This window comes from Priestia sp. 10L35 (assembly GCF_056395685.1).
Window position 1 is genome coordinate 1 of the sequence record NZ_JBFTKA010000052.1, and the last position, 476, is coordinate 476.

Genomic DNA, 476 nt, shown 5'->3' on the forward strand with positions numbered 1-476 from the left:
AGATGATCAGGTTGATAGGTCAGAGGTGGAAGCGTGGCGACATGTGTAGCTGACTGATACTAATCGATCGAGGACTTAACCAAACTTTTAAAAGCGTAAGCTTTACTCAGCAAACTGTTACCTAGTTTTGAGAGAGCAATCTCTTGTCTGGTGGCGATAGCGAAGAGGTCACACCCGTTCCCATACCGAACACGGAAGTTAAGCTCTTTAGCGCCAATGGTAGTTGGGACTTTGTCCCTGTGAGAGTAGGACGTTGCCAGGCTGGAAAAGATCTCTCTTTTCTTTTAAAAAAGTTGTTGACATTACGTTGATAACTTGATAAGATAGTAAAGTCGCTTAAGAGCGGCGGTTGAACTTTGAAAACTGAACAAAGCGACAAACGTCAACGTTAATTTTTATTTTTTAAATTGAGCAAGTCAAACATTTCTTCGGAGAGTTTGATCCTGGCTCAGGATGAACGCTGGCGGCGTGCCTAA

At 43.1% G+C, this 476-nt stretch carries 2 rRNA genes; both read left to right on the forward strand.

The window, feature by feature from the left end:
• A 23S ribosomal RNA gene (locus tag AC1DEF_RS29200) occupies positions 1-83 on the forward strand; the annotation flags it as partial.
• A 63-nt stretch (positions 84-146) separates the two neighbouring features.
• Positions 147-262, forward strand: a 5S ribosomal RNA gene (rrf, locus tag AC1DEF_RS29205).
• Positions 263-476 lie beyond the last annotated feature (214 nt).